This window comes from Sphingopyxis sp. 550A (assembly GCF_053569535.1).
The window spans coordinates 207,501-233,700 of record NZ_CM131615.1; the positions used below are offsets into that span (position 1 = coordinate 207,501).

General features: G+C 67.8%; 23 protein-coding genes, 1 tRNA gene, 2 rRNA genes and 2 riboswitches (1 of these 28 running past the window's edge). Of the genes, 8 read left to right on the top strand and 18 right to left on the bottom strand.

What is annotated here, in order from left to right:
- The 3 genes from ACVENA_RS00910 to ACVENA_RS00920 all read left to right on the top strand — a co-directional run.
- Positions 1-1,528, top strand: a 23S ribosomal RNA gene (locus ACVENA_RS00910); it begins 1,263 nt to the left of the window's first position.
- 116 nt (positions 1,529-1,644) lie between these two features.
- Positions 1,645-1,759, top strand: a 5S ribosomal RNA gene (gene rrf, locus ACVENA_RS00915).
- A 111-nt stretch (positions 1,760-1,870) separates the two neighbouring features.
- Positions 1,871-1,947: transfer RNA gene (locus ACVENA_RS00920), tRNA-Met, on the top strand.
- Between the two features lie 40 nt (positions 1,948-1,987).
- On the opposite strand, the gene cobU is transcribed toward ACVENA_RS00920, so the two are convergent.
- The 17 genes from cobU to ACVENA_RS01005 form a co-directional block, all read right to left on the bottom strand.
- Positions 1,988-2,491: a bifunctional adenosylcobinamide kinase/adenosylcobinamide-phosphate guanylyltransferase gene (gene cobU, locus ACVENA_RS00925; RefSeq protein ID WP_449327261.1), complete on the bottom strand. Its 504-nt coding sequence runs from the start codon at positions 2,489-2,491 to the stop codon at positions 1,988-1,990.
- Positions 2,488-3,948: a cobyric acid synthase gene (locus ACVENA_RS00930; RefSeq protein ID WP_449327262.1), complete on the bottom strand. Its 1,461-nt coding sequence runs from the start codon at positions 3,946-3,948 to the stop codon at positions 2,488-2,490. The genes cobU and ACVENA_RS00930 overlap by 4 nt, the downstream gene beginning before the upstream one ends.
- Positions 3,936-4,874: an adenosylcobinamide-phosphate synthase CbiB gene (cbiB, locus tag ACVENA_RS00935; protein WP_449327263.1), complete on the bottom strand. Its 939-nt coding sequence runs from the start codon at positions 4,872-4,874 to the stop codon at positions 3,936-3,938. The genes ACVENA_RS00930 and cbiB overlap by 13 nt, the downstream gene beginning before the upstream one ends.
- Positions 4,867-5,838: an aminotransferase class I/II-fold pyridoxal phosphate-dependent enzyme gene (locus ACVENA_RS00940; RefSeq protein WP_449327264.1), complete on the bottom strand. Its 972-nt coding sequence runs from the start codon at positions 5,836-5,838 to the stop codon at positions 4,867-4,869. The genes cbiB and ACVENA_RS00940 overlap by 8 nt, the downstream gene beginning before the upstream one ends.
- Positions 5,835-6,554: an adenosylcobinamide-GDP ribazoletransferase gene (locus ACVENA_RS00945; RefSeq protein ID WP_449327265.1), complete on the bottom strand. Its 720-nt coding sequence runs from the start codon at positions 6,552-6,554 to the stop codon at positions 5,835-5,837. The genes ACVENA_RS00940 and ACVENA_RS00945 overlap by 4 nt, the downstream gene beginning before the upstream one ends.
- Entirely contained in the window at positions 6,551-7,117 is a 567-nt protein-coding gene (locus ACVENA_RS00950; RefSeq protein ID WP_449327266.1) for a histidine phosphatase family protein, read from the bottom strand. Before ACVENA_RS00950 ends, ACVENA_RS00945 begins: the two co-directional genes overlap by 4 nt.
- The gene (gene cobT, locus ACVENA_RS00955; protein ID WP_449327267.1) at positions 7,114-8,127 is read right to left on the bottom strand and encodes a nicotinate-nucleotide--dimethylbenzimidazole phosphoribosyltransferase; all 1,014 of its coding nucleotides are present in this window, start codon (positions 8,125-8,127) and stop codon (positions 7,114-7,116) included. Before cobT ends, ACVENA_RS00950 begins: the two co-directional genes overlap by 4 nt.
- Positions 8,124-8,531, bottom strand: coding sequence for a DUF1636 domain-containing protein (locus tag ACVENA_RS00960; RefSeq protein WP_449327268.1), 408 nt, complete (start codon positions 8,529-8,531; stop codon positions 8,124-8,126). The genes cobT and ACVENA_RS00960 overlap by 4 nt, the downstream gene beginning before the upstream one ends.
- The gene (locus ACVENA_RS00965; RefSeq protein WP_449327269.1) at positions 8,531-9,079 is read right to left on the bottom strand and encodes a hypothetical protein; all 549 of its coding nucleotides are present in this window, start codon (positions 9,077-9,079) and stop codon (positions 8,531-8,533) included. The genes ACVENA_RS00960 and ACVENA_RS00965 overlap by 1 nt, the downstream gene beginning before the upstream one ends.
- Complete coding sequence (locus ACVENA_RS00970; protein ID WP_449327270.1) at positions 9,079-11,013, bottom strand: TonB-dependent receptor plug domain-containing protein; 1,935 nt, start codon at positions 11,011-11,013, stop codon at positions 9,079-9,081. The genes ACVENA_RS00965 and ACVENA_RS00970 overlap by 1 nt, the downstream gene beginning before the upstream one ends.
- Before the next feature lie 147 nt (positions 11,014-11,160).
- A riboswitch (cobalamin riboswitch) is annotated at positions 11,161-11,350 on the bottom strand.
- A gap of 46 nt (positions 11,351-11,396) precedes the next feature.
- On the bottom strand, positions 11,397-12,104 hold the full coding sequence (locus ACVENA_RS00975; RefSeq protein WP_449327271.1) for a hypothetical protein: 708 nt from the start codon (positions 12,102-12,104) through the stop codon (positions 11,397-11,399).
- Positions 12,101-12,874 (bottom strand): ABC transporter ATP-binding protein, encoded by a 774-nt coding sequence (locus ACVENA_RS00980; protein WP_449327272.1) that lies wholly within the window; start codon positions 12,872-12,874, stop codon positions 12,101-12,103. The genes ACVENA_RS00975 and ACVENA_RS00980 overlap by 4 nt, the downstream gene beginning before the upstream one ends.
- Positions 12,868-13,854, bottom strand: a complete 987-nt coding sequence (locus ACVENA_RS00985; protein WP_449327273.1) for a FecCD family ABC transporter permease — start codon at positions 13,852-13,854, stop codon at positions 12,868-12,870. The genes ACVENA_RS00980 and ACVENA_RS00985 overlap by 7 nt, the downstream gene beginning before the upstream one ends.
- Positions 13,851-14,699 carry an ABC transporter substrate-binding protein gene (locus ACVENA_RS00990; protein WP_449327274.1) on the bottom strand — a complete coding sequence of 283 codons (849 nt, stop codon included), beginning with the start codon at positions 14,697-14,699 and terminating at the stop codon, positions 13,851-13,853. The genes ACVENA_RS00985 and ACVENA_RS00990 overlap by 4 nt, the downstream gene beginning before the upstream one ends.
- Positions 14,699-15,307: a cob(I)yrinic acid a,c-diamide adenosyltransferase gene (cobO, locus tag ACVENA_RS00995; protein WP_449327275.1), complete on the bottom strand. Its 609-nt coding sequence runs from the start codon at positions 15,305-15,307 to the stop codon at positions 14,699-14,701. Before cobO ends, ACVENA_RS00990 begins: the two co-directional genes overlap by 1 nt.
- Before the next feature lie 2 nt (positions 15,308-15,309).
- On the bottom strand, positions 15,310-17,163 hold the full coding sequence (locus ACVENA_RS01000) for a TonB-dependent receptor plug domain-containing protein (RefSeq protein ID WP_449327276.1): 1,854 nt from the start codon (positions 17,161-17,163) through the stop codon (positions 15,310-15,312).
- 177 nt (positions 17,164-17,340) lie between these two features.
- Positions 17,341-17,559: riboswitch (cobalamin riboswitch) on the bottom strand.
- A gap of 70 nt (positions 17,560-17,629) precedes the next feature.
- On the bottom strand, positions 17,630-18,262 hold the full coding sequence (locus tag ACVENA_RS01005) for a TetR/AcrR family transcriptional regulator (protein WP_449327277.1): 633 nt from the start codon (positions 18,260-18,262) through the stop codon (positions 17,630-17,632).
- A gap of 65 nt (positions 18,263-18,327) precedes the next feature.
- Here ACVENA_RS01005 and ACVENA_RS01010 point away from each other — a divergent pair, with 65 nt between their 5' ends.
- From ACVENA_RS01010 to ACVENA_RS01020, 3 genes are read left to right on the top strand one after another with little or no spacing between them, the layout of a single operon-like run.
- Positions 18,328-19,758 carry an efflux transporter outer membrane subunit gene (locus ACVENA_RS01010; protein WP_449327278.1) on the top strand — a complete coding sequence of 477 codons (1,431 nt, stop codon included), beginning with the start codon at positions 18,328-18,330 and terminating at the stop codon, positions 19,756-19,758.
- A gap of 2 nt (positions 19,759-19,760) precedes the next feature.
- Complete coding sequence (locus tag ACVENA_RS01015; RefSeq protein WP_449327279.1) at positions 19,761-20,921, top strand: HlyD family secretion protein; 1,161 nt, start codon at positions 19,761-19,763, stop codon at positions 20,919-20,921.
- Between the two features lie 8 nt (positions 20,922-20,929).
- Positions 20,930-22,474 (top strand): DHA2 family efflux MFS transporter permease subunit, encoded by a 1,545-nt coding sequence (locus tag ACVENA_RS01020; protein ID WP_449327280.1) that lies wholly within the window; start codon positions 20,930-20,932, stop codon positions 22,472-22,474.
- Between the two features lie 3 nt (positions 22,475-22,477).
- Here the strand turns inward: ACVENA_RS01020 and ACVENA_RS01025 are convergent, their stop codons facing one another.
- Positions 22,478-22,900, bottom strand: coding sequence for a VOC family protein (locus ACVENA_RS01025; RefSeq protein ID WP_449328874.1), 423 nt, complete (start codon positions 22,898-22,900; stop codon positions 22,478-22,480).
- 76 nt (positions 22,901-22,976) lie between these two features.
- Between ACVENA_RS01025 and ACVENA_RS01030 the strand changes: the two genes are divergently transcribed.
- On the top strand, positions 22,977-24,863 hold the full coding sequence (locus tag ACVENA_RS01030) for an ABC-F family ATP-binding cassette domain-containing protein (protein ID WP_449327281.1): 1,887 nt from the start codon (positions 22,977-22,979) through the stop codon (positions 24,861-24,863).
- A gap of 216 nt (positions 24,864-25,079) precedes the next feature.
- Positions 25,080-26,165: a 4-hydroxyphenylpyruvate dioxygenase gene (gene hppD, locus ACVENA_RS01035; RefSeq protein ID WP_449327282.1), complete on the top strand. Its 1,086-nt coding sequence runs from the start codon at positions 25,080-25,082 to the stop codon at positions 26,163-26,165.
- The last annotated feature ends 35 nt before the right edge of the window (positions 26,166-26,200 follow it).

Consider the following 26,200-nt stretch of genomic DNA (forward strand, 5'->3'; position numbering starts at 1 on the left):
GTGGAGGTATCGGAAGTGCGAATGCTGACATGAGTAGCGATAAAGAGGGTGAGATGCCCTCTCGCCGAAATCCCAAGGGTTCCTGCTTAAAGCTAATCTGAGCAGGGTAAGCCGGCCCCTAAGACGAGCCCGAAGGGGGTAGTCGATGGGAACCACGTTAATATTCGTGGGCCTGGAGGTGTGTGACGGATCTCGTATATTGTCTGACCTTATTGGATTGGTCAGGCTTTGAAGAGGTTCCAGGAAATAGCCCCTCCATTATAGACCGTACCCTAAACCGACACAGGTGGGATGGTAGAGTATACCAAGGCGCTTGAGAGAAGTCTCCTGAAGGAACTCGGCAAATTGCCTCCGTACCTTCGGAAGAAGGAGGCCCCACATTTGGGCAACCATTTGTGGGGGGCACAGGCCAGGGGGTAGCGACTGTTTAGCAAAAACACAGGGCTCTGCTAAGTCGGCTTCAAGACGACGTATAGGGCCTGACGCCTGCCCGGTGCCTGAAGGTTAAGTGGAGGGGTGCAAGCTCCGAAATGAAGCCCAGGTAAACGGCGGCCGTAACTATAACGGTCCTAAGGTAGCGAAATTCCTTGTCGGGTAAGTTCCGACCTGCACGAATGGCGTAACGACTTCCCCACTGTCTCCAGGAGATGCTCAGCGAAATTGAATTCTCCGTGAAGATGCGGAGTACCCGCGGTTAGACGGAAAGACCCCGTGCACCTTTACTGCAGCTTCAGAGTGGCATTAGGAAAGAACTGTGTAGCATAGGTGGGAGGCTTTGAAGCACTGGCGCCAGCCGGTGTGGAGCCATAGGTGAAATACCACCCTGTTGTTTTCTGATGTCTAACCTCGATCCATGAAACTGGATCAGGGACCCTCTGTGGCGGGTAGTTTGACTGGGGCGGTCGCCTCCTAAAGAGTAACGGAGGCGCGCGATGGTAGGCTCAGGACGGTTGGAAACCGTCTGTTAGAGTGCAATGGCATAAGCCTGCCTGACTGCGAGACTGACGAGTCGAGCAGAGACGAAAGTCGGTCATAGTGATCCGGTGGTCCCGAGTGGAAGGGCCATCGCTCAACGGATAAAAGGTACGCCGGGGATAACAGGCTGATGATTCCCAAGAGCTCATATCGACGGAATCGTTTGGCACCTCGATGTCGGCTCATCACATCCTGGGGCTGGAGCAGGTCCCAAGGGTTTGGCTGTTCGCCAATTAAAGTGGTACGTGAGCTGGGTTCAGAACGTCGTGAGACAGTTTGGTCCCTATCTGCCGTGGGCGTCGAAATTTGAGAGGAGTTGACCCTAGTACGAGAGGACCGGGTTGAACATACCTCTGGTGTACCTGTCGTGGCGCCAGCCGCGCAGCAGGGTAGCTATGTATGGACGGGATAACCGCTGAAAGCATCTAAGCGGGAAGCCTCCCTCAAGATAAGATTTCTTAGAGCCGTGGAAGACCACCACGTTGATAGATCGGATGTAGAAGCGCGGTAACGCGTGGAGCTAACCGATACTAATTGCTCTATTCGCACTTAAGAGTCCCGCCATCAACGACAAGCCTGACCGGTTTGTCCGCTTGATGCGGATGATTGATCAGACAGTATTGCACGGATATCGATTGAAACCCTTTTTGACCTACGCCGGCTTCATTGCTTGGTGACCATGGCGTCAGTGACCCACCCGATCCCATCTCGAACTCGGCCGTGAAACCTGACAGCGCCGATGGTACTATGGCTCAAGCCCTGGAAGAGTAGGACGTCGCCAGGCATTGCAGCCGACGTAAGGTCGAAACGGAAACCCATTCACAAAGTTAGAGGCCGGCAGCGATGCCGGCCTTTTGCTGTTTTGGCGGCCCGGAAGGCGCCGCATACTGGTTGACGCGGGATGGAGCAGCCCGGTAGCTCGTCAGGCTCATAACCTGAAGGTCGTAGGTTCAAATCCTACTCCCGCAACCAACAAAAAGCCCGCTTTCCCGAAAGGGACGGCGGGTTTTTGTCATTTGAGCCGCATCGGCAGGCCCGCCGCGACGAACGTCACCTGGTCGGCCGTTGCCGCGATCATTTGATTCATCCGTCCCGCAGTATCGCGGAAGGCGCGGGCAAGCGCGTTGCCGGGGACGATGCCGAGGCCGACCTCGTTCGCGACGAGCAGAACCGGGGCGCTCGCGGCGCGCAAGGCCGTGATCAGTTCGGCCGTTTCGGCGGCGACATCCCGGTTCGCGTGCATCAGGTTCGAGGCCCACAGCGTGAGGCAGTCGACGAGCAGCAGGCGATCGGGCGCCGCGGCGTCGCGGATCGCGTCGGCCAGCGCGAGCGGTGCTTCGATCGTGCGCCAGCGCGGACTGCGATCGGCTTGGTGACGCGCGATCCGGTCGGCCATTTCGGTATCGAAGGCTTCGCCGGTCGCGATAAAGACCAGTTCGCCGGCAAACGCTTCGGCCAGTGTCTGCGCGTGGCGGCTCTTGCCCGAACGCGCACCGCCGAGAATGAGGTGAATCACGCCCCGGCCTCCTGCTGTGCGATGGCGATCAATGCGTCGATCGCGACATGGCGTTCGAGCTCGGCGGCAATCGCGTCGAGCGCGCCGTCGACCGCAGCATGATAATCGCGTTCGCCGCCGACGGTGCCCAGCCGGGCGAGCAGGGCGTGACGTAATTCAGCGCTGGCGAGCAGACCGTGGACATAGCTGCCCATCACGCGCCCGTCGGCACCGATCGCGCCTTCCGGCCGGCCGCCGATCATCCCGAAGGGGCGCTCGGTTCCGGCGCCGGTCGTTTCCCCCATATGCATTTCATACCCCGCGATCGGCGCGCCGAGCGCAGTGCCGGTCACGGCTCGAAGCGTTTTCGCGGGCGCGAGGCGGGTTTCGACGTCGAGCAAGCCAAGGCCTTCGGCGCGGCCCGGCGCGCCCTCTATCCCGCCATCGTCGACGATCAGCCGCCCGAGCATCTGATAGCCGCCGCACAGCCCCAGCACATGACCGCCGCGCCGGGCATGGGCGCGAATGTCGATATCCCAGCCCTCGCAGCGCAGCGCGGCGAGGTCGGCGATGGTGGCCTTTGAGCCGGGCAGCACGATCAGCGCCGCCTCGGCGGGTATCGGCCGCCCCGGCGGGACCATCACGAGCCGGACGCCCGGCTCGAGCTTCAGCGGGTCGAGATCGTCGAAATTGGAAATGCGCGGCAGGATCGGGCAGGCGACGACGAGCGTGCCGTCGGGCATCGCGCCCCCGCGTTCGAGCACCACCGCATCCTCGCTCGGCAGATGTTTGACCGCGTCGAGCCACGGGACGACCCCGAAGCCGCGCCAGCCGGTGCGCCGTTCGATCTCGCGATAGCCGTCGTCGAACAAGGCGGGGTCGCCGCGGAACTTGTTGATCAGGAAGCCGCGGATCATCGCGGCGTCGCCGGGATCGATCACCGCCCCGGTCCCGACGACCGACGCGATGACGCCGCCGCGATCGATGTCGCCGACCAGCACCACCGGGACTGCGGCCGCGCGTGCGAAGCCCATGTTCGCGATATCGCCCGCGCGCAGATTGATCTCGGCGGGCGAGCCCGCGCCCTCGACGATCACCAGATCGCATTGGGTGCGGAGCCGGGCGTAGCTTTCCAGAACCTCGGTGAGCAAGGACCCGCGCGCCTCGCGGAAATTGGCGGCGCCGAGCGTGCCGCGCACGCGGCCGTGAACGATGAGCTGCGAGGTGCGGTCGGCCTGCGGCTTCAGCAGCACCGGGTTCATGTCGCTGTGCGGTTCCACCCGGCAGGCGAGGGCCTGGAGCGCCTGCGCGCGCCCGATTTCGCCGCCGTCGCCGGTAACCGCCGCGTTGTTCGACATATTCTGCGGTTTGAACGGGCGTACCGACAGGCCGCGATTCGCGAGCGCGCGGCAGAGGCCCGCGACGAGCACCGACTTGCCAACGTCGGAGCCGGTCCCCTGCAGCATCAAAGCGCCCATGCCGCACCTCCCGCGATCAGCCATAGCAGCGCAGAGGCGCGGACGTAGACGCGAAGCGCGCGGTGGATGTCGGCGGCCGCCGCCTCCGCCCGTCCGTCGCCGATCCAGACTTTGTCGTGCATGACGCCGTCATAGGCGACCGGACCCGCGAGGCGAAGGCCGAGTGTGCCTGCCATCGCCGCCTCGGGCCAGCCGGCGTTGGGCGAGGCGTGGCGCCCGGCGTCGCGAACCATGATGCGCCACCCGCCGCCGCCCGCGACGCAGAGCAGGACCGCCGCGAGCCGGGCCGGAACCAGATTGGTGAGATCGTCGGCGCGTGCCGCCGCCCAGCCGAAGGCGCGCCAGCGCTCCTCGCGATGCCCGATCAGGCTGTCGGCGGTGTTGATCGCCTTATACGCCCATATCCCCGGCAGGCCGAGCAACAGCAGCCAGAAAAGCGGCGCGGCGACGCCGTCGCAAAAGCTTTCGGCGAGGCTTTCGATGCCCGCGCGGGCGATGCCGCTCCGGTCGAGCGCGGCGGTGTCGCGCCCGACGATCGCGCCGACCGCGCGCCGTGCTTCGGCAAGGTCGTCGGTGCCCAGCGCCTGCGCGACCGCGCGGACATGGTCGAACAGGCTGCGCTGCGCGAGCGCGGGCCAGGAGAAGAGAGCGATGCCGATCCACGCGGCGTCGCCGAGCGCGTCGGTCAGCAGGCGTTGCAGCGCCCAGCCGCCGCCGCCCGCGACCAACAGGAGCAGCAGCAGCGTGAGAACGCCGAGCAGGCGGCGGCCGGTAAAGCCTGCATCGCGGTGGTTCCACCGCGCTTCGCAGGCGGTGATCAGCCGCGCGAACATCCCGACCGGATGGCCGATGCGCCGGTAGAGCGGGGTCGGCCAGCCGAGCGCAGCGTCGAGCGCGAGCGCGGCGAGAGCGACGGGCTCAGCCACCGAGCGCCGCATCGAGCCGGGCCAGCGCCGCAGCGCTTCCCGGCAAGCCAAGGCGTAGCCAGAGCGGTCGATCGGCAAAGGGTCGGGTCAGGATCGCGGCGCGTGCAAGCCGATCGAACAGCACGCCGGCTTCGGCGGTTTCGACCAGCCGGAACAGCGGGCAGGCGCCTGTGACGGGCAGGTTGTGGCGCGCGAACAGCGCGTCGAGCGCGGCCGCTTCCCTGCTGAGCCGCTTCCGCATGGTATCGATCCAGTCGCGATCGCGATAGGCGGCGGTGCCGATGGCGATCGCCGCAGCCGATACGGGCCAGGCGCCGAGCAACACGCGCAGCGCGTCGAGGAAGGACGGCGGGCCGAGCACGAAGCCGAGGCGAACGCCCGCGAGGCCGAAGAATTTGCCGAAGGATCGGAAGACGAGCAGGCGGGTGTCGGCATCGATCCGGTGCGCGATGCTCGTCACGGGGGCGCAGTCCGCAAAGGCTTCGTCGACGAGCAACCAGCCCTCACGCTCCGCGAGCATGGCGTCGAGCATCGCGATATCGACGATGCGCCCGTCCGGATTGTTCGGATTGGCGAGAAGCAGTGTGCCTTTGCAGGTCGGTGCTTCGGCGCGGTCGATCGGCGCGCTGTCGGAAAAAATCTCGCCATGGGTGCGATAGGCGGGGGCGACATGCCGCGCCGCGCCGCCGATGATCCGGCCCGCGAGGCGCAGGCCGACCTCGCTGCCCGGAACCGCGCAGACATGGCGCGCTTCGACCCCGAAATGCGCCGCGGCGGCGGCTTCGAGATGCGCGAGAGCTTCGCGCTCGGGAAGCCGATGCCAGTCGATCGCCATCTTGTCGGCGCCGGGCCAGCGATGCGGGTTGATCCCGGTCGACAGGTCGAGCCACGGCGCGTCGCCGGTACCGAAATGGCGCTTCGCGGCTTCGAGCGCGCCGCCGTGCCACGTCCAGTCGGGGGTCATGCGAGGTGCGCCCAGAGCAACGCCGCGAAGAGCAGCAGGCTTTCGGTCACCTCGATGCCCGCGCCGTGACCGTCGCCCGAGATGCCGCCGATCCGGCGGCGCAGCCACCAGCCCCAAAGCAGCATGGCGAGCGGCGCGGCGAGGAGCGACGGCGAAAGCGGCGCCAGCGCAAGCAGCAGGATCGTCCAGAGGCCGATAGCGACGGGGCGCACCGCGCCGCGGAATCGCGACCCGAGCCCGTCGTGGAGAGCGGGCAGCCAGCGCGACCAGAGCAAGGGCGCGATGCGCGCCGCGAAGGGTATGAGCAGGATGGCGGTAAAGGCTTCGGTCGCGATCAGGCCGTGCAGCAGCACGAGCTTGACAAGAAGCTGGAGCGCAATCGCCACCACCGCGAAGCCGCCCGCGTGGGGATCGGCGAGGACAGCGCGCAGGCGCACGGGGTCTTTGTGCGCGGCGCCGCTTGCGTCGGCGATGTCGCCAAGACCGTCGAGGTGCAGCGCGCCGGTGACCGTGACCCACAGCAGCAGCGCCGCGAGCGCGCCGGTCCAGGGATCGAGTTTCGCGCCCGCCCAGCCTCCGCCCGCGACCAGCGCGCCGACGATCAGCCCGACGGCGGGGAACCAGCGCATCGATGCTGCGAATTCGGCGCTCGATACCGTCACGCGCGGCGCCGGCAGCCGGGTCAGGAACCGGGTCGCTATGAAGAGCCCCTTCATGCGCGAAGGCCCGTGATCTGCGCGGTTCGCTCGCTGCGCCACAGGCGAAGCGACAGCACGGCGCCATAGGGCAGATCGAAGGCCCACACCGCGCGCTGGTCGAAGCCGCACAGGTGATGGAGCGCCGCGCGCATTGCGCCGCCGTGGGTGACGACCAGCGTCGGTACCGGCTCGAGCGCGTCGATCGCGTCGGCGACGCGCGCGACGAGTGCCGACCAGCGCTCGCCGTCGAGCGGGGGGCAGGCGTCGGGATCGGCCCGGAAACGGCCGAGCGCATGGGGATCGATCGCCCCGGGCGCCTTGCCGTCCCATGCACCGAAATCGAGCTCGCGCCAGCGTGCGTCAACGGTCAGCGGCAGGTCGCGCGCCGCGCCGATGTCTTCGCCGGCAAGGCGGCAGCGTTGCAGGTCCGACGCGATCACCCGATCAAAGCTCAGCCCGGCGGCCCGATCGGCGCAGACGGCGAGGCCTTCGGCGGTCGGGGCATCGTCGGTACGCCCGAGCAACAGGCCTGGCCGCTCGGGCGCGCCGTGGCGCAGCAAGTGGAGCGCCACGCCGGTCATAGCGCGCCCGACACGGCGGCTTCGTCGAAGGTCGCCATTCGGTCGTGCGCGGCCAGCGCCGCACGGACCACCCCCGCCGCGACCGCCGCGCCGCTGCCTTCGCCGAGCCGCATGCCGAGCGTCAGGATCGGGTCGAGCCCGAGCCGGTCGAGCAACCGGGCGTGGCCGGGTTCGGCCGAACAATGGCCCGCGAGGCAATGCGCGGTGATCGCCGGATTGTCGGCGGCGAGCGGAGCGATGGCCGAACCGCAGATGAAGCCGTCGAGCAGCACCGGAATGCCGAGCTGCCGTGCGCGCAGGGTCGCGCCCGCGATCGCCGCGATCTCACGCCCGCCGACCCGGCGCAGCGTCTCGAACCCCGAACGCGGAGCGCTGTCGTGAAAGGCAATCGCGCGATCGATGACGGCCGCCTTTCGCGCGACGCCGGCGTCGTCGACACCCGTTCCGGGCCCCACCCAGTCGCGCGCGTTGCCGCCGAAACTCCGCGCGCAGAGCGCGGCGGCGGCGGTCGAATTGCCGATCCCCATCTCGCCGAGGACGAGGAGGTCGAGATCGTCGGCGACCGCCGCCGCCCCGGTGTTCAGCGCCGCAAGACATTCGGCCTCGCCCATCGCCGGGGCGGCCGTGAAATCGGCGGTCGGCCGATCGAGATCGATCGCGACGACCTTGAACGCCAAGCCCGCCGCGCCCGCCAAGGCGTTGATCGCGGCACCGCCGCCCGCGAAATTGGCGACCATCTGCGCGGTGACGCTGGCCGGAAAGGCGCTGACGCCGTGCGCGGTCACGCCGTGATTGCCCGCGAAGACGACCGCGCGGCCGCGATCGATCTGCGGGCGCTCGCGGCCTTGCCAGCCTGCGATGAAGACGGCGATCTCCTCGAGCCGGCCGAGCGATCCGGCGGGCTTGGTAAGCCGCGCCTGCCTGGCCCGCGCGGCGGCTTCGGCGGCGGCGTCGGGACCGCGCAGGTCGGCGAGAGCAGCCTCGAAGGCAGCAAGCGAGGGAAAGATCATTCGGCGACATATCCGGCTGGCGGGGTGCGGACGATGAAATGGCCTTTGACGCCCTCGGGCCAGTCCGCATAGGCCACCCGGCCATGGTCGCTGGCCGCATGTTGGACGGCATAATCGAGGATCGCGCGCGCGGCGTTCTCGTCGGGGGTGAAGCGACCGAGGACATAGCCGACCTTGTCCGGCGCGCGCAGGTGGACGGTGCAATGATCCTGACAGGCGAAGAGGCACGGCATCGCCTGCACCGCGATCCCGGCATAGCGCGGGTCGCCGGCCTTGACGCGGTGCAGCGCCTCGATGAGGCGGGCGCCGCCGCTGACGCCCGCCGCATCGCTCCGCGCGTCGCGGCTGAGGCGGCAGGTCGAGCAGGCGACCACCGCCGGGCCGGGATCGACGCGCGTCAGCATCAGACTGCCGCTTCGCGCCGCGGCGGCGCCGGAACCCCCGCCGCGACGAGGATGCGATAGAGGAGATAGAGCCCGGCGAGGATCGCGCCGTTGCGCACGAACTGCTCGGCGAGCAACTCGGGCGCGATGGCGGTGTGGAGCCCGCCGAGCGCCAGCGCCCACAGCGCGATCGCGCCCTTGAACGCGGCGAACGCGGCGCCATAGGCGGTCGCGAGCTGCGCCGCGACGGGAACCTTGCCCAACACATCGAGCACCGCATAGCCTGCGAGCGCTGCGCCGACCGCGGCGGTCGCAAGTGCGACGCACCAGCCGAACGTTAGCGGATCGTGCGGATAGCCGAGCAGGCCGAAGCCCACCGCCTGGCTCGCCGCCCACGCGAGCAGCATCAGCGCCACGCCGTCGCGCGGGCGCATATGCACCGCGGCGAGCGCCGCGAGCGCGGGGAAGGGCGTCGCGCAGGCGAGCAGCAGGGTGGTCCCCGTGCTCGCCGCGGTCAGCAGCGAGATCCACAGCATCGAGGCGCCGCGGTCCGACATTGCGCGCGCCATCAGAAGCGCCCCCGGATGCCGGCATAGATGCTGCGGCCGAGCGTGCCGTAGCGATAGGCGGTCATATAGTCCTCGTCGAAGATATTCTCGGCGCGCGCGAACAGCTTCACGGCGTCCGACAGTTTGAGCTCGGCGCGCAGGTCGACGAGCGTATAGTCGTCCAGCCGCTGCGCGTTGCTGGCATTGTCATAGCTCTTGCCCGACCAGCGCACCGCCGCGCCGAGTTCCAGCCCGAAGCCGAAGGCGTAGCTCGCCGACGCATTGGCGGTTTCGCGCGGCCGGCGCGGCAGCCAATAGCCGAAACTGGCGCCGGGCGAGCGGTCTTCGGCGACGATCCAGCTGTAATTGCCGTCGAGCGCCAGCCCGCCGAGCGACAGCGCCGCCGCGGCCTCGATGCCGTGGGCCTCGCTGCGTGCAATGTTGAGATAATAGCCGTAGCGCGGCGTCGTGGGATCGCCGGGCACGAAGCAGAGCGGATCGGTCGAGCCCGACGAACAACCGTTGTAGACGATCTGGTTCACCGTCTTGCGGTCGAACCAGGTCGCGCCGACGACCAGTTTGCGATCGAACAGATGCTGCTCGATCCCCGCTTCCCAGCCGTGCGCCTCTTCGGGGTCGAGCGCGACATTCCCATATTCGCTGAACAGCTGATAGAGGCCTGGCGCCTTGAAGCCTTCGCCATAGCTCGCGCGCAGCACGGTGCCGGTGGCAAGCCGCCATACCCCGCCCGCGGTGAACAGGGTCTGGCCGCCATAGCGGTTGTGGTCGTCGTAACGCACGCCGCCGTTCAGCGTCAGCCCGGCGACGGGCTCGACGCTGAGCTGACCATAGACGCTGGTGATTTCGGCCTTGCCGCGCGCGAAGGCGGGAAGCGGCGTCGCGAGCGAGGCCGAGGGCGAGCGGCTGCGGAACGAGGAGCGCTCATTCTCGACCCCGAAGATCGCGTGGATCCGGTCGCTAACGTCGAAGCTGCCCTGATATTCCCAGCGCGTGTTGCGGCCGTCGGCCTCGAAGCTGCGCGGCCGGGCGCGGTCGGGGTTGAAATTGTCGCGGTTGGTGTCGGTATAGGCATAGGCGATCCGGTTGCGGAAACGCCCGTCGGCGAGGTCGACGTTCAGGCCCGCATAGCCGACGAATTCCTTGCTCAGCCCATAATCGGCGCTGTCGGCGCTGAAGCCGTCGAATTCGACGCGCCCGCTCGCATAGGTGCCCCGCAGGTCGATGCTGACGTTGTCGGCGAGCGCCAGCTCGGCGCGGCCCGACAGATTGTAATTGCGATAGCCGTCGCGCTCCACCCCGCCGAACGCCCTGGCGTAGGAGGAGATGCCGTCGGTGGTGAAGCGCTGGCCGCCGATGCGCCAGGCGAGGGGGCCGGTGCGGCCGCCGATCGCGGCGCGCGCGCTGACCGTCTCACGCGAGCCCGCCTCGACGTCGAAGCTGCCTTCGAGCGGCTTTTCGGGAGTTGCGGTGACGATATTGACCACGCCGCCGATCGCCTGGCTGCCCCAGAGGATCGATTGCGGCCCGCGTAGCACCTCGATCCGCGCGATATCGCCGGCGAGCAGGTTGGCGAAGTTGAAGCCGCCGCCGGTCGACGAGGGATCGTTGAGCTTCACCCCGTCGATCACCACCACCGTATGTTCGGATTCGGCGCCGCGGATGCGGAGCGAGGTCGACGTGCCATAGCCGCCGTTGCGCGAGATGCTGATGCCCGGCGTGCGGAGCAGCAATTCGGTGACGCCGATATCCTGGCTACGGTCGATCGCCTCCTTGTCGAGCACGGCCACCGACGCGGGAATTTCGTCGAGCGTCAGCGGTGCGCGCGTCGCGGTGACGATGATGCTGTCGGCGTCGGCGGCTTCGTCGGCGAAAGCAGGCAGCGCGGCCGCGATGGCGGCCACGGAAAGCGTGGTACGAAAAACAGTCCTGAACATGGATAACCCCATCGACAAGGCCGCTTGCGCGCAGGGTCGATGGAGCCCGCCCCATGGGGACGCACGACATCGGCCCGTGCGTGCGCACGGCCACCTTTGTCGTCGCTCGGGTTCACTCCCCGTCCGCCCGGCACACCCTGTCCGCACGAAAGACGACGGCGACGGGCAGGTCTCCTGGCTCGCGGGTCGGTGCCGGTTCGGGCCGCCTTCTCGGGACTTCAAGTCCCAATGGCATGTGGCCCGATGGCTCTCCGCTTACAGTTGCAGGGGCAGCCGGGGTCTTGCACCCCGTTCCCTTTTGATCCCCTTTCGGGGAACCTGTCGCTGGACGCGCCCCTAACGCAATATCGGGGCGGCGGTCAATTGCTGCGTTGCAACAGCGATCAGGCGGCCTTCATCCACACGACGAGCGCGAAGCGTGTCGCGCGCGCCGGCAGGGTGCGGTGCGGGGTGAAGCGGTCGAGGAACAGCGCGGTTCCGGCCGGGCAATCGGGGCGGACGCGCGGCAGGTCGGCGAGGCGATAGTCGGGGATTTCAAAGCCATCCGCGACCTGCTCGCCCAGCGGTGCCGGCTGGCGCGCCGCCGCGACCTCCAGTCCGCCGCTTTCCGGCCCCCCGCTCTCTGGCCCCACGTCGCCGAGCGGAATCCACGCGGTCACCAGCACCTTACCGCAGCCGGTGCCGTCGTCGCGCGCGACGTCGCTGTGCCACGCGTGGCGATGTTCGGGGAAGCAGGCGATGCTGGCGCGGACGCGGACGATCCGGCCCGCCAGCTTGCGGCCGCACAGCGTCTCGGCGGCGTCGATCAGCCGGGGATCGTTCGCCAGCGCCTGCAATCGCGATCCCCGATGCGCGTCGGTGCAGACGGCGACGCGGAGCAGGTTCGCGATGCTGCGTTCGCGCGCGTAGACTTGGTCGATCCGCTCGGTCAGCGGAGCGTCGGGACAGCTCTGTTCGAACGGCAGGTAGAGCGCGCGCGCGACGCGGTCGATATGTTCGGCGATGTCCTCGCGCGCCGCGAGGATGCGCGCGCGATCGAACAATGGCACGGCGGCATAACCCTGTTCGGCGAACTGCGTCGCGGGGGTCATCGTGCGCGCCCGAGCGTCGTCACGGTCGGCCAGTCGCCGCCGGTTTCGATCCGTGCGTCGATGCCGTAGACGGCGCGCAACAGGTCGGCGGTCAGGACCGCGGGCGGGGTTCCGTCGGCGACGATCCTGCCCTTGTCGACGATCAGCAACCGGTCGCAATAGCGCGCCGCCATGCTGAGGTCGTGGAGCACCGCGATGACCAGCGCGCCGGCGTCGGCTTCGGCGCGGAGCAGGTCCATCGCGTCGATCTGGTGGCCGGGGTCGAGGCTGGCGAGCGGCTCGTCGGCGATCAGCGCGGCGGCCTCGACCGCGAGCGCGCGGGCGAAAAGGACGCGGGCGCGCTCTCCCCCCGACAATTCGGTCGCGATCCGGTCCCGGAGCCCGAGGACGTCGGCGCGTTCCATCGCGCGCTCGATCGCGGCGGTATCGGCGCCCGATACTCGCGACATCGGGGCGAGATGCGGCAGGCGGCCGAGCCCGACGAGCCGCTCGACGGTCAGCGGCCAATGCAAGGTCTGCCCCTGCGGCAGATAGGCGATGCGCCGGGCGAGGTCGGCGCGCGGCATCGCGGCGGCGTCGGTGCCGTCGATTTGCACCGTTCCGCTTGCGGGAACGAGCGCGAGCATCGCACGGGCAAGCGTCGACTTGCCCGCGCCGTTGGGGCCGACGATCCCGGTCAGCGTGCCGGGCACGAACGTCGCGTTCGCATCCGCGACCACGACGCGATGGCCGAGCGTGACTCCGACCTGTTCGAGCGCGATCGTCACCATAGCCTTTTCTCCCGCATCAGATGGACGAGAAAGACCGGAACGCCGAGGAAGGCGGTGACGACGCCGAGCTTCAATTCGTTCGTCGTCGGGATGATCCGCACCCCGAGGTCGGCGAGCGTCAGCAGCGCCGCGCCGCCGATCGCCGAAGGGAGGAGGATCGCCGACGGGCTGCGGTCGGTGAGCGGGCGGATCAGGTGCGGGACGATCAGGCCGACGAAGCCGATCGCGCCCGACACGGCGACGGCACCGCCGACCCCGATCGCGGTGCCGACGAGCAGGCGGAGCCGCATCCGCCTGATGTCGACGCCGAGCGCCTGCGCCGCATCCTCGCCGAGGGTCAGCGCGTCGAGCGCGCGGCCGTTCCACAGCAGCATCGCCATGCCGATCGCGACGCAGGGCAGCGCGATCCAGACATGCTGGAACGAGCGGTTCTCGAGGCTGCCGAGCAGCCAGGTCATGATTTCCATCGCCGCGAAGGGATTCGGCGACAGGTTGAGCGCCAGGCTGGTCCCCGCGACCGCGAGCGTGCCGACTGCGATGCCGGCGAGAATCAGGGTCAGCGGGCTTTCCGACCGCCCCGCGAGCGCGAACAGCAGAGCGAGCGAGGCGAGCGCGCCGCCGATCGCCAGCAAGGGCAGCGCGGCGGGATGTATCTGTGCAAAGCCGAAATAGAGCGCGGCAACCCCGCCGAGCGCCGCAGCGTTCGAGGTGCCGAGCACCGAAGGTTCGGCGAGCGGATTGCGGAGATAACCCTGTAGCGCCGCCCCCGACAGGCCGAGCGCCGCGCCGACGATCAGCGCGAGCAAGGTGCGCGGCAGGCGGAGCTCGAAAAGGATCGTCGTCGCGACCGCATCGCCATGCCCGCTTGCCGCCGCGCCAAGCCGTGCGAGCGACAGATCGACGGGGCCGAAGAGCAGCGAGGCGACCGCGGCGGCGAGTGTGAGCGCCGCGAGTGCGGCGACGAGAATCCAGCGCGTCATCGCCGCCCTCCGTCGATCGCCGCGATCTGCGCGACGATGCTGCGCGCGGCGACGCTATATTCGGGGCTTCCGCACACGGTCCACGCCTGCGGGATGCTGATGCGCGGAATATTTTTCAGCGCGGGATGATGGAGCATTTCGCTGCCCTGGTCGGTGATCGTATCGGTCGCGCTCTCGACGATCAGGAAATCGGGCTGTGCCGCCACCATTTCCTCGAGGCTTAGCTGCGACAGCGGCGGCTTGCCGAGCTTGCCGGCGAGATTGACGAGGCCGAGGCGGGTCATCAACTCGTCGATCAATGTGCCGGTGCCGGTCATGTAGCCGCGCCGCTGATAATAGGCGGCGACGCGCCCGCGCCCCGGCTTCGGCAACCCCGCAAGGTCGTGCTCCATCTTTGCAACAAGTGCTTCGCCGCGATCGGCATGTCCCACGGCCTTCGCGGTCTGGCGGATCGAGGTGTAGATCTGACCCAGCCGGTCGGCGGTGTCGAGATCGAGCAGCGGATAGGTCCGGCCGGGCAGCGCGGCGAGCGCGGCGCTGCGGCTCGCGGGCATGCCGACGACGAGGTCGGGGTCGATCGCCAAAATCTGCTCGGCCGAATTGCCGAGCAGCGGCAGGCCGCGCGCCTTGGCCGCCGCGGCCGACAGTTCGGGATCGGCGGCATTGTGGGTCAACCCCGCGATCTGCCCGCGGTCGGCGAGCGCGAGGACGAGCTGATCGGCGCAGAGATTGACCGAGACGATGCGCTTAGGCGTCGCGGGGGCCTTCGGCGCGCTTGCAGGTGCAGCAGCCCACAAGGCCCCTGCGCCGGCGAGCAGCAGGGGGATCGCGAGCAGGCCGCGCATCAGAACTCGACCCCCGCCTGCGCGCGGACATTCTGCTCGCGGAAGGGATGCTTGACCTGCGTCATTTCGGTGACGAGATCGGCGGCGTCGATCAGCGGCTGTGGCGCGTTGCGGCCGGTGATCACGACATGCGTCATCGCGGGCTTGGCGGCGAGCGTCGCCAGCACCTCCTCGACCGGCAGATAATCATAGCGCAGCACGATATTGAGCTCGTCGGCGATGACCATCTTGTAGGCGGGGTCGGCGATCATCCGCTTCACTTCCTCCCACGCTTCGCGGGCGACTTCGATGTCGCGCGCGCGGTTCTGCGTGTCCCAGGTGAAGCCTTCGCCCATCGGCTTGAACGCGGCAAGCTCGGGAAAGCGATCGAACACTGCGCGCTCGCCGGTCGCCATCGCGCCTTTGACGAACTGGACGATGCCGACCTTCATGCCGTGTCCGATCGCGCGGATCGCCATGCCGAAGGCGGCCGAGCTCTTGCCCTTGCCGGGACCGGTGTGGACGATGACGAGGCCCTTTTCGACCGTCTTGGTCGCGATCTTCCTCGCCTGCGCCGCCTGCAGCTTGACCATCTTCGCCTTATGCTCGGCGTCGGTACGGGGCTTCACGGTCAGAAACTCAGCCGGACGCCGCCATAGGCGGCGCGGCCATAGACGCCATAGCCCGCGGCGGTCGCATAATCGGCGTCGAACAGATTATCGACGCGGCCGTACAGCTCGATATGCCCGCCAATCGGGAAGGAGGCGCGAACACCCGCGAGCGCATAGCCGTCGAGCGGGACGAGGTTCGCCGCGTCGTCGAAGCTGTCGCCAACCAGCGTCAGCGTCGCCCCGGTCGACAGGCCGAACGACCAGTCATAGTCGGCCGACAGGCTGATCGCCTGCTCGGCGCGGCGGGGGAGGCGCTTGCCGTCGAATGCGGGGCGTCCCGAACGGTCGCGGGCATCGATGTAGGAGTAGGAGGCGGTGACGTTCAGCGCGTCGACGGGGCGCAGCGCGAGTGTCGCCTCGACCCCCTTGGCGCGGGTGCGGTCGATATTGCCATATTTGGAAGTGGCGTTGTCGTAATTGATCTGGTCGGTGGTGTTGCGCACAAAGGCGGTCAGAGACATCACCGCGCGCCCGTCCGCCAGACTCTGGTCGATGCCGAGGTCATAGCTTTTCGACCGTTCGGGCCGCAGCGCTGCGTTGCCGCTGAAACTGTCGTAGAGCTGATAGAGCGACGGTGCCTTGAACCCCTCGCCATAGCTCGCGCGGACATTGGTCGCGCCGCCGTTCGGCGAATAATTGGCGTTGGCGCCGAAGGTCGTCGCGCCGCCGAACTGGCTGTGGTCGTCGTGGCGCACGCCGCCGGTCAGCGACAGGCTGGCGAATGGCTGGACGATCCCCAGCGCATAGACGCTATCGATGTTCGCGCGCTGGCTGTCGGTCGATCCGAAGCCGAAGAAATCATAGTCGGGCCGCTCGTGCTCATAGCCGAAGATCAGCTTCGCGCGGTCGGCCGGCGTGACGACGCCCTGATATTCGAAGCGCAGGTTGCTTCCCGAATAGCCGTAATCGGGCGCGGTGCCGCGCACGAAATAATAGTCGCGGTCGTTACGCAGCCAGGTCACCGCCGCGCGGCTGGTGAACCGGCCGTCGAACAGCGCGAGGTTGAGCCCGGCATAGCCGATATATTGGTCGAGCTTTGCGACGTCGGCGCTGTCCGCCGGGGGACCGAAGAAGCTGTCATAGTCGAGATCGGCGTGGATGTAATAGCCGCGCAGGTCGAGACTCAGCGCGTCGCCGAGGGCGAGTTTCAGTCGCGCATTGCCCGCGAAATTCTTATAGCCGTCGCGTTCGGTGCCGGGCGCGGCCGACGAGATGCCGTCGGTCCGGAACCAGGCCGCGCCGACGCCGCCCGACACCGCGCCCGCGGTGCCCGACACGTCGGCGCGCGCGCTCGCCGTGTCGCTATAGCCATATTCGGCCGCGGCGCCCGCAGCGAACCCTTCGGCGGGGGTGGCGGTGGTCAGGCTGACCACGCCGCCGATCGCCTGGCTGCCGTGGACGACCGAGTTCGATCCGCGCAGCACTTCGATCCGGCGGATGTTGCCGGTCAGCAGCGGGCCGAAATCATAGCCGTCGCCGATCCCGCTCGGGTCGTTCACCTTGACGCCGTCGATCAGCACAAGCGTCTGTGTCGTCTCGGCGCCGCGCAGCGATACCCCCGCGACCGAGCCGGTGCTGCCGGTGCGGCTGAACCGCACGCCGGGGGTGGTGGCGAGCAGATCGACGACGTCGACCGTCTGGCGCTTCGCGATCGTGTCGGAATCGATGACGGTGATCGCCTGCCCGGTTTGATCGCGGGGCTGTTCGATGCCCGATGCGGTGACGACGATATCGTCGGCGGGCGAACCGGTCTGGGCAAAGGCGGGCGTCGCCGCCGCCGACAGGATCAAGGAAAGAGTGACAGGCTTCAACATGGGAGTCCCCCGACGCCGACAACGAAGGCGGGGCCTGCCGAAACGCGCCTGCGCTCGACCGATGTCCGGGTCAGTCGGCGGCGTGAAGGACCGCGACCCCGACACCGAAGCGGCTCCACCGCTTGGTCGTCGCTCGACGGAAACTCTCCGTGCCCCGGCCTTTCCCTGGACCTGAGACATAAGCGACCCACGCCGGCAGGTCTCCTGGCTCGCGGGTCGTCGCTTGACGCACGCCTTCCCGGGACGGATCCCAGTGGCTGCCCCGGAAAGACGTTCGGGGCGGTGCGTCGCGCTCGCCGCTTACAGTTGCAGGGACAGCCGCGGATTCGAAGGCAGCGCCTTCTCACCGCATTCCCTATTAAGCCCCTCGCGGGGCACCGGCGCGATCATGCGGGACATCGCCCCGCGCCGCCGCCCATAGCGCGATGCGGCATTTTGGCAACCGTGGAGTTGTGAGGCAGGGGAGTCAGGCGTCGGGCCTCCACGCGCGGTAGAAGATGTCGACCGCGTCGTCGATCTCGGCAGCGAGCCGGTCGAGGTCGCGGCCCTCTGGCAGGCCGAGCACCGCGAACTGATAGAGGCCCGATTGGCAGAGCCCGGTGAAATGCTGCACGGCACGCAGCGGATTGCCCATGCGAATCTCGCCGCGGGCCATCTTTTCGCCGACCCATTCGGCAGCGCGGGCCTTGCCGCGGCGCGGGCCGCGATCATAGAAGGTCTTGGCGAGGTGCGGGAAGCGCTCAGCCTCGCCGACGACGAGACGGAAAAGCGAAAGGATCGGCGTCGCGGTGAGCTTGGTCATGAGCAGATTGCCAAAGCGGCGCAGCACCTCGGGCACTGGTTCGTCGAGCGGCAGGTCGACCGCGAGCGCGTCGCCATATTCTTCGACGATGCCGTCGACCACCGCCTCGAACAGATCCTCCTTCGACGGAAAATAGCTCCACAGCGTCGTTTTCGACCCGCCGACTTTGCTGGCGATCGACGACATCGTCGTCCCGGCATAGCCGTTGGTGAAGAAAGCCTCGCGCGCCGCATCGACGAACGCCTTGCGCCGCGCCGTTGCGGCGTCGTCCAGCGGTGCCGTACTGTCTGGTATCATTTCGATTGACAACGCATTCTCCAAGGTCCAATGACGCATGATACCAGCTAGTATCGTTGGATTCCATGCCTTATCGAACTCTCCCCTCTTCCCTTGTTTTGGGCGCCTTTTTCGGACTTCTGTCGGCGTGCGCCGCTGTTCCCGACGTCGGGCCGAGGCCGGCGCCGGCACCCGCCGAGTCGTTCGAGTCGGCAGCGAGCTTCGCCGACGCTGCGGGCGCGTGGCCTGTCGAAGGCTGGTGGCAGGGCTTCGGCGACGCCCAGCTCGACACGTTGATCGCCGAGGGGCTGAAGGGTTCGCCCGACATGGCGACCGCTGCGGCGCGCGTTCGCGCTGCCGAGGCGCTGGCGCAGCAGGCGGGCGCCGCGCTGCTCCCGCGCGCTGGGGTCGAGGGCAGCGCCGGCGGCACCCAGCAGAGCAAGAATCTGGGCATCCCGCCTGCCTTCGTTCCCGACGGCATTCAGGATACCGGCCATGTCGCCGCGACCTTCAGCCTCGATTTCGATCTGTGGGGCAAGAATCGCGCGGCGCTCGCCGCCGCGACCTCGGAAGCCGAAGCGGCGCGCGTCGACGAAGCGCAGGCGCGGCTGATGCTGACGACGGGAATTGCTTCGGCCTACGCCGATCTCGCGGGCTATTATCACGCCCTCGACGTCGCGAAGGAAGCGGTGCGCGTGCGCAGTGCTAGCGCCGAACTTTCGGGTCGGCGCGCCGCGGCAGGGATCGAGAATCGGTCAGCCGAGCGCCAGGCGGAAAGCCGCGCCGCCTCTGCGCGCGCCGACATCGCCGCGCTCGAGGAAGCGATCGCGACGACGCGCCACCGGCTCGCCGCGCTCGTCGGCGCGGGCCCCGACCGCGGCCTGACGATCGCGCGGCCGGCCCTTGCGTCGCCGGGGATCGGCCTGCCGCCGCAGGCGGGCATCGACCTCGTCGGCCGCCGTCCCGACATCATCGCGGCGAAGCTGCGCGCCGAGGCGGCGGCGAAGCGGGTCGACGTCGCGCGCGCCGATTTCTATCCGAACATCAACCTGTCGGCGCTCATTGGGCTTCAATCGCTCGGCCTTTCCAACCTGTTCAAATCGGGGTCCGACTATGGCAATTTCGGTGCGGCGATCAGCCTGCCGATCTTCGACGGCGGGCGCTTGCAGGGCCGCTATCGCGGCGCGCGTGCCGATTTCGACAGCGCGGTTGCCAATTATGACCGCACTTTGATCGCCGCGCTGCGTGACGTCGCCGACATCGTCACCAGCCGCGCAGCGACCGAGCGCCAACTCTCCGAGCGGCAGGACGCGCTCAAGGCCGCGACCGACGCGGTTGAGCTCGCGGGCCTCCGCTACCGTGCCGGCTTGTCGAACCAGCTCGAGCAACTCGTTGCAGAAGACAGCATGACCCAGCTCGCGCGTCAGGTCGCCGACCTGCAGGCGCGCAGGCTCTCCCTCGATATCGCCCTGATCCGCGCGCTCGGCGGCGGCTACCAGACCCAGACAGGAGAATGACGATGGCCGACGATACGGCTGCGGCAAATAGCGAGGCTCTCCCCGAACCCGCGTCCCCCGAAAACGGCGAAGCAATGGCAAAGCGCAAGAAGCTGCTGCGCATCCTCGCGATCGTCGTCGTGTCGATCGCGGCGCTGTGGGGTGTCTGGTATTTCCTCACCCAGGCCGGTCGCGTTTCGACCGACAACGCCTATGTCGGCGCCGATTCCGCGACGGTGACCGCGCTCGTCTCGGGCCCGGTCAAGGAGGTCCGCGTCAGCGGCACGCAGGTGGTGAAGAAAGGCGACGTCCTCGTCATCCTCGACGATGCCGACCAGCGGATCGCGGTCGCCGATGCCGAAGCGGCGCTCCGCCAGGCGCGCCAGCGCTACGGACAGTCGAGCGCCAACGCCGATGCGGCGCGCGCGCGTGTCAGTGCACGCGGCGCCGAGATCGCGCAGGCGCAGGCGCGGCTGCGCGACGCCGACGCGGCGGTCGCCAAGGCACGCGCCGAACTCGCGCGGCGCGAAAGCATCGCCGGCACCGGCGCCGTATCGGCCGAAGAACTGACCGCGGCGCGTACGGCGCTTGCCTCGGCGGGCGCGGCGCGCGACCTTGCGGCAGCGGGAATCACCTCGGCCGAGGCGACGCGCGGATCGGCGAGCGGCGATCTCGGCGCCGCCGAAGCGGTAGTGCGCGGTACGACGATCGACACCGCCCCCGACGTCGCGGCGGCACAGGCGCGGCTCGACAAGGCGCGGCTGGACCTCGAACGCACGGTGATCCGCGCACCGGTCGACGGCGTCGTCACCAACCGGCAGGTGCAGGTGGGGCAGCGGATCGCCGCGGGCGCGCCGATCATGGTCGTGGTTCCAATCGCCACCGCCTATGTCGACGCCAATTTCAAGGAAAGCCAGTTCAAGCGCATCCGCATCGGCCAACCGGTCGAGCTCACCTCGGACTATTATGGCGGCGACGTGGTCTATCGCGGCAAGGTGATCGGCATCGCCGGCGGCACCGGCGCCGCCTTTTCGCTAATCCCGGCGCAGAATGCCACGGGCAATTGGGTCAAGGTCGTGCAGCGCCTGCCGGTCCGCATCGCGCTCGATCCGAAGGAACTGAAGGCGCACCCGCTGCGCGTCGGCCTGTCGATGGAAGCGACGATCGACACGCGCGGGAATTGAGCTGAATCATGGCCAGCGCCGCTGCCCCCGCCATCCCGGCCGAGCCGCAACCGCTCAGCGGCGCGAAGCTGATCATCGCCGCCTTCGCGCTTGCGCTCGCCAACTTCGTCGTCGTGCTCGACTCGACGATCGCCAACGTGTCGGTCCCGCATATCGCGGGCGGGCTCGCAGTGTCGCCCACACAAGGGACGTGGGTCATCACCAGCTATGCGGTGGCGGACGCGATCAGCGTGCCGCTGACCGGCTGGCTCGCGGCGCGGTTCGGGACGGTGCGCTGGTTCATCATCTCGATCCTGGGCTTCGGCCTCTTTTCCTTCCTGTGCGGCATATCGCGCACGCTCGACGCGCTGATCCTGTTCCGCGTGCTCCAGGGTCTGTCGGGCGGGCCGCTGATGCCGCTGTCGCAGATCTTGCTGCTGCGCATCTTCCCGAAGGAGAAGGCGGGGGCAGGGCTGGCGATCTGGGCGATGACGACCACCACCGCCCCGATCCTCGGCCCGATCCTCGGCGGGCTGATCAGCGACAATTGGAGCTGGCCGTGGATTTTCTTCATCAACCTGCCCGTCGTCGCGCTTTGCGCCTTCGGCGTCGGCAGCTTGCTCGGCGGATTCGAGACGAAGCGCGAAAAGGCGCGGATCGACGTCGTCGGCCTGATCCTGCTCGTTGTGTCGGTCGGCGCTTTCCAGATCATGCTCGACACCGGGCGCGAACATGACTGGTTCGGATCGGCGTGGATCGTGATGCTCGCGATCGTCGCCGCGATCAGTTTCGCCGCCTTCATCATCTGGGAATTGACCGACGCCAATCCGGTGGTCGACCTCCGCGTCTTCCGCTTCCGCGGATTCAGCTTTGCAACGCTTGCCATCTCGCTGGGCTTCGGTGCCTTCTTCGCGCAGGTGGTGCTGACGCCGCTCTGGCTGCAGCAGGTCGTCGGCTATACCGCGACCGAGACGGGGTTCGTCGTCGCATGGCTCGGCTGTTTCGCGGTCTTGCTGTCGCCGGTCGCGGCCGGGATGATCGGCAAGGTCGATATCCGCATCTCGATTTGCGCGGGCATCCTGTGGATGGCGATGACGTCGGTCCTGCGCGCGGGCTGGAATACCGAGGTCGGCTATTGGTCGCTCGCGCTTCCCCATCTGTTGCAGGGCGTGGGCATGCCCTTCTTCTTCGTCGGGCTGACCGCGCTCGCACTGAGTTCGGTGCCGATGCGCGACCAGACCTCCGCCGCCGGCTTGATGAGCTTCCTCAGAACGTTGAGCGGTGCGATCGGCACCGCGATCGCGACGACGGCATGGGATGACGCGAGCCGCGTCTCGCGCTCCGAGCTGGTGTCGGCGCTTAACAATCCTGCGGGCGCGCTGGCGTCGATGGAAAGCGGGGGGCTCACCGCCGACCAGGCGCGCGGCGTGCTCGACCGGCTGGTCGAGGGGCAGGCCGCGACACTGGGGGTGATCCACCTCTTCCTCGCGTCAGGGGTGATCTTCATCATCGCAGCCATTGCGGTGTGGCTCGCGCCGCGCCCGCAGCAGATATCGATGGGCGCATCGCACTGACGCCTATCGCGCGAACAACTGCTCCAGGTCGGCGAAGACCTTGAATTCCAGCGCGTTGCCAGCGGGGTCGAGGAAGAACATCGTCGATTGCTCGCCAGGCTGGCCCGCAAAGCGCGTGTGCGGCTCGATCACGAAGACGACGCCATGGTGCTTCAGCCGCTCGGCGAGTGCCCGCCATTGATCGGGCGGCAGCACTACGCCGAAATGCGGTACCGGCACGTCGTGGCCATCGACCGGATTATGCCCCGCGACGACTCGATGGCCTTCGACGCGGTGCGCGACGATCTGGTGGCCATAAAGGTCGAAGTCGATCCAGTCGGCGTCGCTGCGTCCCTCGGGACAGCCGAGCACCGTGCCGTAAAAGTGGCGCGCGGCGGCAAGGTCGTCGACCGGAAAGGCGATGTGAAAGGGGGAGAGCGCGCGCATGCGCGCCTTGTGCCGTGCGGCCGGGCGAAAAGCCAGCCCTTGGGCTTTGCCGCCGGCCATGCTAGGCGGCGCGCCCATGCTGACGATCAATGGCCTCACCGTGCGCCTCGGCGGGCGCACCATCCTCGACCGCGCGAGCGCGAGCTTGCCGCCGAAGAGCCGCGTCGGGCTGATAGGGCGCAACGGCGCGGGCAAGTCGACCCTGATGAAGGTGATGATCGGCCAGCTCGAGGCCGACGACGGCGCGATCGAAATGCCGCGCCGCACCCGGGTCGGCTATATCGCGCAGGAGGCGCCGAGCGGCACCGCGACGCCGTTCGAAACCGTGCTCGCGGCCGACACCGAGCGCGCCGACCTGCTCGAACGGTCGGAGGTCGAGACCGACCCTGACCATCTCGCCGACATCCACGAGCGGCTGATCGCGATTGACGCCTATACCGCGCCGGCGCGCGCCGCGCGCATCCTCATCGGGCTCGGCTTCGACGAGGATATGCAGGGGCAGCCGCTCGACAGCTTTTCGGGCGGGTGGAAGATGCGCGTCGCGCTCGCGGCGTTGCTCTTCTCGAACCCCGACCTGTTGCTGCTCGACGAGCCGTCGAACCACCTCGACCTCGAAGCGACGATGTGGCTCGAAAGCTTTCTGCGCGCCTATCCGAGGCAGCTCGTGGTGATCAGCCACGAACGCGACCTGCTCAACAATGTCGTCGATCATATCTTGCATCTGGAGGGCGGCAAGGTGACGCTCTATGCCGGCGGCTATAATGCGTTCGAGCGCCAGCGCGCCGAACGCGCGGCGCAGCTTGCCGCGGCCAAGGCGGCGCAGGACGCGCAGCGCGCCAAGCTTCAGGATTATGTCGCGCGCAACAGCGCCCGCGCCTCGACCGCGAAGCAGGCGCAGTCGCGCGCCAAGCAGCTCGCGCGGATGCAGCCGATCGCGGCGATTTCGGAAGACCCCAGTCTCGTCTTCGATTTCCCCAGCCCCGGCGACGAATTGAAGCCGCCGCTGATCACGCTCGACCTTGCAAGCGTCGGCTATGCGCCGGGCGAGCCGGTGCTGTCGCGCCTGAACCTGCGCATCGACCCCGACGATCGCATCGCGCTGCTCGGCCGCAACGGCAACGGCAAGACGACGCTCGCACGGCTGCTCGCGGCGCAATTGAAGCCCGAGGATGGCGCGATGAATGTCGCGGGCAAGATGCGCGTCGGATACTTCACCCAGTATCAGGTCGAGGAACTCGACGGCGACGATACGCCGCTCGGCCATATGACGCGGGTGATGGCGGGCAAGACCCCCGGCGCGGTGCGCGCGCAATTGGGGCGCTTCGGTTTTTCGGGCAATAAGGCGACGACCGAGGTCGCGAAGCTGTCGGGCGGCGAACGCGCCCGGCTCGCGCTCGCGCTGATCACGCGCGAGGCGCCGCACCTGCTGATCCTCGACGAGCCGACCAACCACCTCGACGTCGATGCGCGCGAGGCGCTGGTGCAGGCGCTGAACGGCTTCGACGGCGCGGTGCTGGTCGTCAGCCACGATCGCCATATGCTCGAACTCAGCGCCGACCGGCTGGTGCTCGTCGATGGCGGCACGGCGCGCGATTTCGACGGCAGCATGGACGATTATGTCGCCTTCATCCTCGGCAAATCGGCCGCGAACGACGATATGAAGGCCGCACCCGCCAAGCCCAAGGATGCGAAGGCCGCGCGGCAGGAAGCCGCGAAGGCGCGCGAGGCGCAGGCGGCGCTCCGCAAATCGGCCAAGGACCACGAGGCGCGCGCGGCGAAGCTCGCGCAGCAGATCAGCGCGATCGACCGCGCGATGTTCGATCCTGCCAGCGCCGAACCCGCGCTGGCGAAGCTGACGATGGGCGACCTGTCGCAGCGCCGCGGCAAGCTGGCGTCCGAGCTGGAAACCGTCGAGGCAGCGTGGATGGAAGCGCTCGAAGCGATCGAGACGGCGGCCGCCTAGTCGAGGATTACGCTCAATGGCCCGAACGGGGTGGGGAGTTGAGATTCCCACCTTCGTCATTCCCGCGAAAGCGGGAACCCAGAGCGTGCATCGGCTGACCTCCCCTGGGTTCCCGCTTTCGCGGGAATGACGAAGTATAGGAAAGGGCTCGCGCATTGACTCCCTCGCCTCGATCCCTCATAATAGTTTCAATTGAAACCATATGAGGGACTGACCATGGCCGACCTGTTCGAAAACCCGCTGGGCCTCGACGGCTTCGAGTTCGTCGAATTTTCGGCGCCCGAAAAGGGCATGCTCGAACCGGTGTTCGAACGCATGGGCTTCACGCTGGTCGCGCGGCACCGTTCGAAGGACGTGCAATTGTGGCGCCAGGGCGACATCAACCTGATCGCCAATTACGAGCCCAAATCGCCTGCCGCCTATTTCGCCGCCGAGCATGGTCCGTCGGCGTGCGGCATGGGTTGGCGCTGCCGCGATGCCGCGAAAGCCTATGCCGCGGCGATCGAGCGCGGTGCCGAGCCGGTCGAGGGCAAGACCGGACCGATGGAGCTGCGCCTCCCCGCGATCCGCGGCATCGGCGGCTCGATCATCTATCTGATCGACCGCTACGGCGACGATCTGTCGATCTACGACATCGATTTCGTCTATGAGGAAGGCGTCGACCGCCATCCCGAGGGCGCGGGTCTCAAGGTCATCGATCACCTGACCCACAATGTCTACGGCGGCCGCATGGCGCATTGGGCGGCGTTTTACGAGCGCATCGCGGGGTTCCGCGAGATCCGCTATTTTGACATCAAGGGCGAATATACCGGTCTGACCTCGAAGGCGATGACCGCGCCCGACGGCAAGATTCGCATCCCGCTGAACGAGGAAGGCGCGGGCGGCGGCGGCCAGATCGAGGAATATCTGCGCGCCTATAATGGCGAGGGCATCCAGCACATCGCCTTTTCCTGCGACGATCTTTATGCCTCGTGGGACAAATTGAAGGCGCTCGGCAATCCGTTCGCGCCGTCGCCCCCCGAAACCTATTACGAACTGCTCGCCGAGCGCCTCCCCGGCCATGGCGAGCCGGTCGCGGACCTCAAGTCGCGCGGCATCCTGCTCGACGGCTCGACCACCGAAGGCGACCCGCGGCTGCTGCTCCAGATTTTCGGCCAGACCGTGATCGGCCCGGTCTTCTTCGAGTTCATCCAGCGCAAGAAGGACGAAGGCTTCGGCGAGGGCAATTTCACCGCGCTGTTCAAGTCGATGGAGCTCGATCAGATCCGCCGCGGCGCGCTGGAAGTGAAAGAGAACGCTTGATCCCAATCCCGTTCGTGCTGACCCCGGATCAAGTC

Excerpts from the sequence above, each read along its gene's own strand:
- ACVENA_RS00980 (WP_449327272.1), bottom strand. The coding sequence starts at position 12,874 with ATGGTGACGATCGCGCTCGAACAGGTCGGAGTCACGCTCGGCCATCGC.
- ACVENA_RS00990 (WP_449327274.1), bottom strand. The coding sequence starts at position 14,699 with ATGCGCGGCCTGCTCGCGATCCCCCTGCTGCTCGCCGGCGCAGGGGCC.
- ACVENA_RS00945 (WP_449327265.1), bottom strand. The coding sequence starts at position 6,554 with ATGAAGGGGCTCTTCATAGCGACCCGGTTCCTGACCCGGCTGCCGGCG.
- ACVENA_RS00985 (WP_449327273.1), bottom strand. The coding sequence starts at position 13,854 with ATGACGCGCTGGATTCTCGTCGCCGCACTCGCGGCGCTCACACTCGCC.
- ACVENA_RS00970 (WP_449327270.1), bottom strand. The coding sequence starts at position 11,013 with ATGTTCAGGACTGTTTTTCGTACCACGCTTTCCGTGGCCGCCATCGCG.
- hppD (WP_449327282.1), top strand. The coding sequence starts at position 25,080 with ATGGCCGACCTGTTCGAAAACCCGCTGGGCCTCGACGGCTTCGAGTTC.
- ACVENA_RS00960 (WP_449327268.1), bottom strand. The coding sequence starts at position 8,531 with ATGCTGACGCGCGTCGATCCCGGCCCGGCGGTGGTCGCCTGCTCGACC.
- ACVENA_RS01005 (WP_449327277.1), bottom strand. The coding sequence starts at position 18,262 with ATGATACCAGACAGTACGGCACCGCTGGACGACGCCGCAACGGCGCGG.
- cobT (WP_449327267.1), bottom strand. The coding sequence starts at position 8,127 with ATGATCTTTCCCTCGCTTGCTGCCTTCGAGGCTGCTCTCGCCGACCTG.
- ACVENA_RS01025 (WP_449328874.1), bottom strand. The coding sequence starts at position 22,900 with ATGCGCGCGCTCTCCCCCTTTCACATCGCCTTTCCGGTCGACGACCTT.
- ACVENA_RS00975 (WP_449327271.1), bottom strand. The coding sequence starts at position 12,104 with ATGACCCCCGCGACGCAGTTCGCCGAACAGGGTTATGCCGCCGTGCCA.
- ACVENA_RS00930 (WP_449327262.1), bottom strand. The coding sequence starts at position 3,948 with ATGGGCGCTTTGATGCTGCAGGGGACCGGCTCCGACGTTGGCAAGTCG.
- ACVENA_RS00950 (WP_449327266.1), bottom strand. The coding sequence starts at position 7,117 with ATGACCGGCGTGGCGCTCCACTTGCTGCGCCACGGCGCGCCCGAGCGG.
- ACVENA_RS01015 (WP_449327279.1), top strand. The coding sequence starts at position 19,761 with ATGGCCGACGATACGGCTGCGGCAAATAGCGAGGCTCTCCCCGAACCC.
- ACVENA_RS00940 (WP_449327264.1), bottom strand. The coding sequence starts at position 5,838 with ATGACCCCCGACTGGACGTGGCACGGCGGCGCGCTCGAAGCCGCGAAG.
- ACVENA_RS01000 (WP_449327276.1), bottom strand. The coding sequence starts at position 17,163 with ATGTTGAAGCCTGTCACTCTTTCCTTGATCCTGTCGGCGGCGGCGACG.
- ACVENA_RS01020 (WP_449327280.1), top strand. The coding sequence starts at position 20,930 with ATGGCCAGCGCCGCTGCCCCCGCCATCCCGGCCGAGCCGCAACCGCTC.
- ACVENA_RS01030 (WP_449327281.1), top strand. The coding sequence starts at position 22,977 with ATGCTGACGATCAATGGCCTCACCGTGCGCCTCGGCGGGCGCACCATC.
- ACVENA_RS01010 (WP_449327278.1), top strand. The coding sequence starts at position 18,328 with ATGCCTTATCGAACTCTCCCCTCTTCCCTTGTTTTGGGCGCCTTTTTC.
- ACVENA_RS00965 (WP_449327269.1), bottom strand. The coding sequence starts at position 9,079 with ATGGCGCGCGCAATGTCGGACCGCGGCGCCTCGATGCTGTGGATCTCG.